This is a genomic window from Oleiphilus sp. HI0061 (genome assembly GCF_001635675.1).
This window is the reverse complement of sequence record NZ_LWFE01001134.1, coordinates 1-4,200: the sequence shown is the minus strand read 5'-3', so window position 1 is coordinate 4,200 and position 4,200 is coordinate 1. Positions and strand designations below refer to the sequence as shown.

The 4,200-nt window shown below is 44.3% G+C and carries 5 protein-coding genes; 3 read left to right on the top strand and 2 right to left on the bottom strand.

What is annotated here, in order from left to right; translation table 11 throughout:
• A partial coding sequence (locus A3735_RS16905; RefSeq protein WP_156499726.1) for a c-type cytochrome occupies positions 1-366 on the top strand: 366 nt, incomplete at its 5' end.
• Positions 367-453: 87 nt separating this feature from the next.
• On the opposite strand, the gene A3735_RS16900 is transcribed toward A3735_RS16905, so the two are convergent.
• Positions 454-918, bottom strand: coding sequence for a cytochrome c (locus A3735_RS16900; RefSeq protein ID WP_231882567.1), 465 nt, complete (start codon positions 916-918; stop codon positions 454-456).
• A gap of 262 nt (positions 919-1,180) precedes the next feature.
• Between A3735_RS16900 and yihA the strand changes: the two genes are divergently transcribed.
• Entirely contained in the window at positions 1,181-1,846 is a 666-nt protein-coding gene (yihA, locus tag A3735_RS16895; protein WP_068508187.1) for a ribosome biogenesis GTP-binding protein YihA/YsxC, read from the top strand.
• On the opposite strand, the gene A3735_RS16890 is transcribed toward yihA, so the two are convergent.
• Entirely contained in the window at positions 1,843-2,505 is a 663-nt protein-coding gene (locus tag A3735_RS16890) for a TetR/AcrR family transcriptional regulator (RefSeq protein ID WP_068514544.1), read from the bottom strand. The genes yihA and A3735_RS16890 overlap by 4 nt on opposite strands.
• A 283-nt stretch (positions 2,506-2,788) precedes the next feature.
• Here A3735_RS16890 and A3735_RS16885 point away from each other — a divergent pair.
• A partial coding sequence (locus tag A3735_RS16885) for a coniferyl aldehyde dehydrogenase (RefSeq protein ID WP_068638325.1) occupies positions 2,789-4,200 on the top strand: 1,412 nt, incomplete at its 3' end.

Sequence of the window (4,200 nt, the reverse complement as noted above, 5' to 3'; positions counted from 1 at the left end):
GATGCGCTTTCTGCACAGGATATCGAAAACATTGCCGCTTACTTTGCGTCACAAACAACTACGCCTGGCCAAGCAAAGAAAGACTTGGTAGAAAAAGGTGAGATCATGTACCGCCAGGGTAATGCAGCAACTAAGGTTGCGGCGTGTGCAGCGTGTCACGGCCCAGCAGGTGAAGGTGTGTCATTGGCTGCATTTCCAGCGCTTGCCGGTCAGCATGCTGATTACATCGCATCTCAGCTTAAGAAGTTCCGTAGTGGTGAGCGTAGCAACGATGGTGATTCGCGTATGATGCGTTCAGTAACGGCTCGTTTGAATGACAAAGAAATTGAAGCAGTTGCCAGCTATATTTCTGGTTTATATAAATAAGCTTCGTCTCTGCCGAGGAGCAATATGCTTCTCGGCTTTCTAGTTCCCTACCTTCCTATTTGAATACTTCTAACATTCCATCTGAGGTCAAGGCAATAACATTGGACTTCTGATCGATGACATCGATAATCGCTTTACTGCACACGCCGCAACCTTAGTTGCTGCATTACCCTGGCGGTACATGATCTCACCTTTTTCTACCAAGTCTTTCTTTGCTTGGCCAGGCGTAGTTGTTTGTGACGCAAAGTAAGCGGCAATGTTTTCGATATCCTGTGCAGAAAGCGCATCAAGCAAGCCTGTCATTTCGATTACAGGACGCTTACCTTCTTTGATGTCATTCATTTGTTTAACCAAGTACTTCTCACCTTGGCCTGCCAGTTTAGGAAAGTTAGCAACAACACTATTTCCATCGGCACCGTGACAACCAGCACACGTAGCTGAAGCGGCCTTTCCTGCCTCAACGTCACCAGCGGCTGAAGCCCCCAAAGACCCTACCAAACCTGCAACGATCACTACACTTTTTAAAATCATTTTCATTTTAATTGCGCTCACTTTCATCTCTAAACATAAATCTAATATTGTCATTTTTACCCACATAACCAAGCAGCTCTGAAGGACAAAACAAGCTAATGAATTCTCTAATCTTCAAAACCTTAACAGTATGGCTGATCAAACTAAAACAACAAGCCGATCACCCTCACTCAGAAAATTATGGGCAAAAAATTTCAGGCTATTATACACTAAGCCCTTCCTGATAAAACCCTTACATTAAATAGTGGTTTTTATTCTGTGCTTTTTTCTGATTGAGTTAGTCATGAACCACCCAAATACGCCGAAGAATATCTCCTACAACAGCGCCCGTTTCAGCCAAAGCGGATCAAAACTCAAGAACTGCCCGCCAGACCAAGGCGTTGAAGTTGCCTTTGCCGGTCGCTCCAATGCAGGAAAATCTTCAGCCATCAACTCAATCACTAACAATAAGAAGCTTGCCCGAACCAGTAAGACTCCCGGCAGAACCCAACTGATTAACTTTTTTTCCCTTAGCACGCCCGGGGTTCGGCTAGTCGACCTGCCCGGCTATGGCTTTGCAAAGGTATCCCTGGACCTGAAAGCTGAATGGGGAAAGCACCTCGATGACTATCTACGCAACCGAGAAAGCCTTGCGGGCTTAGTGCTTATCATGGACATCCGCAAACCTCTTACCGAGTTCGACCAAATGCTACTCGACTGGTCCAGTGAATGTCAGCTACCTACATTAATCCTTCTAACTAAAAGCGACAAACTCAAGTTTGGCCCTGCAAAGCAAGTCATGTTTCAGGTTAAGAAGCAGTTAGAAGCACACCAATCTCTGGAAGATGTCATTTTGTTTTCGAGCCTGAAAAAGTCTGGCATAAAAGAAAGCCGCTTTGCTCTGGACAAGATTATCAATCAGCGCTTGCTAGATAATAGCCCTTCCCCTGAAGACAGCCAAGAAGATTAGACTTTTGGCGCGATCCCTTCAAAGCGATAGTTTTCCTGCAATTCCAGCGCTAAGGCCCGTTTGTCTTCATACAAATAAGGTATGACATAGTCGAGTATTTGATACACACCGTGCTGAATACTCTTCTGGTTCAGCGCCTGCGCTTCGTCCTCAGCACTTTGGATAGTTTTTAGGTAAGTCATCCAATTCGTCACAATCAACCAGGTATTTAAGGCTTTCGACTTTCGCTGCTGATCTTCCATTGGCTGATAGATTTCACTCTTCTCCATCGCATAAATAATGCTTTGGATACCACTCAAACAACGTAAAGTAAATCGTCGATAATCTTCACGCAGGCGCTCATCGCTGTCCAGCAAATGCTCTAGATCTCTATGCAAGAAACGATAAGCCCATAAACCGTTAAAGACCGCATCCAAATAGGTAATCAGATCATTTATATGTATCGCTCTGCCGCTCGGCACATTCAGATATGAATCTACAAGTAGCTCGTAGTTCTTAAAAATCTCGTAAATAATGTCGCTTTTATTTCTAAAGTGGTAATACAGGTTGCCGGGAGACATTCCAAGGTGAGCAGCAATATGGTTAGTCGATACGTTCCGCTCTCCACGCTCGTTAAACAACTCCAGCGCAGCCAATACAATTTTTTCTTTGGTTTTCATGTACTCACTAACCTCCCAATCATGTACATTTTCTTATGCAGCTCTTCAAGTCAGGCGTACTTGTACCTGATCAGCGCCACTATATATAGCTTTTAACAGGATGCAATCCTGGTCACCAAAATTAAAAAATGACTCGCAGTCATATTTTTGATCTCTAAGTGTTGACTTTTTAGAGTATATACTCTAAAAATATAAAGTATATTGTAAAAAGTAGATTATTTTCGTTTTTCTTCTATTTTTCGCCTAACACAAACAGATAGACATATTGTCGGAGCTCATCCCCATGGTTGCTGAAGTCATTCAAATAAGTGAAAGCAAAAAACAAATCCAACGCATGAATCAGATTTTTTCCGAGCAAAAAGCTGCTTTCCGTAAAAACCCAATGCCTTCTTATCAGGAAAGAGTCGCAAACCTTAAAAAACTTAGAAGCATGCTTCTTGATAATCAAGACGAGATTATCGAGACAATTTCCAGCGACTTTTCTAACCGCTCTGCTGATGAAACAAAACTTGCTGAGCTAATGACAACCATTCACGGCATCGACTACAACATCAAAAACCTGAAATCGTGGATGAGCAAAGATAAGAAAAAGATCTCTCCTTTATTTCAACCTGCGACAGGTTTTGTGCAATATCAACCGCTGGGGATTATTGGCATTATTTCGCCTTGGAACTATACCGTGTCTTTATCAATGGGCCCTCTTGTCGCTGCTTTGGCTGCAGGTAACAGATCCATGATCAAGATGTCAGAGTTTACACCGCAGACCTCTGCACTAATCGAGCAACTAATCTCCGACACCTTTCCTCAAGATCTGGTTGCGATTGTTCAGGGTGATGCAGAAGTCGCGACTGAGTTCTCTAGCATCCCATGGAACCATTTACTGTTTACCGGTTCAACGGCTGTTGGCCGCCATGTAATGAAAGCAGCGGCGGCTAACTTAACACCCGTCACGCTTGAGCTTGGCGGCAAATCTCCAACAATCATCTCTGACGATGTCAATATGGACGATGCAACACAGTCAGTTGTTTTTGGTAAGGCTTTTAATGCTGGCCAAACCTGCATTGCACCTGACTACATTCTTTGTCCAGAGCACCGCCTGGAGCATTTCGTTGATCGATTCCAACACTTCTTTGCCAAGATGTACCCAACGCTGAAGCACAACACTGACTTCACCAGCGTAGTCGATGAACGACAGCTCGCACGCCTGCAATCTTACCTGGACGATGCAAAAAGCAAAGGCGCAACGATTATTGAGTGCAACCCGGCTGACGAAGATATGCAAACCGGTACACGTAAGATGCCTATCCACCTGGTGCTAAATGCCACTGATGATATGCTAGTGATGCAAGAAGAACTCTTTGGCCCAATCCTGCCAATCCTACCCACTAAGTCGCTAGACCAAGCTCTGGACTTCATTAATGATCGCCCTCAGCCCTTGGCGCTTTACTATTTTGGAATGGACAAAGACGAACAGCAATATGTACTAGAACAAGTTCGAGCTGGCGGCGTCTGCATTAACGACACAGTCTCTCACTTTGCTCAAGAAGACTTACATTTTGGCGGCGTTGGTGAATCAGGTATGGGCTCCTACCACGGCGAGCAAGGCTTCCTGACCTTCTCTCATGCAAAATCAGTATTCTGCAAGAATCATTTCAACAGTACCAAGTTTGCCTACCCTCCTTTTGGTACCTTGAT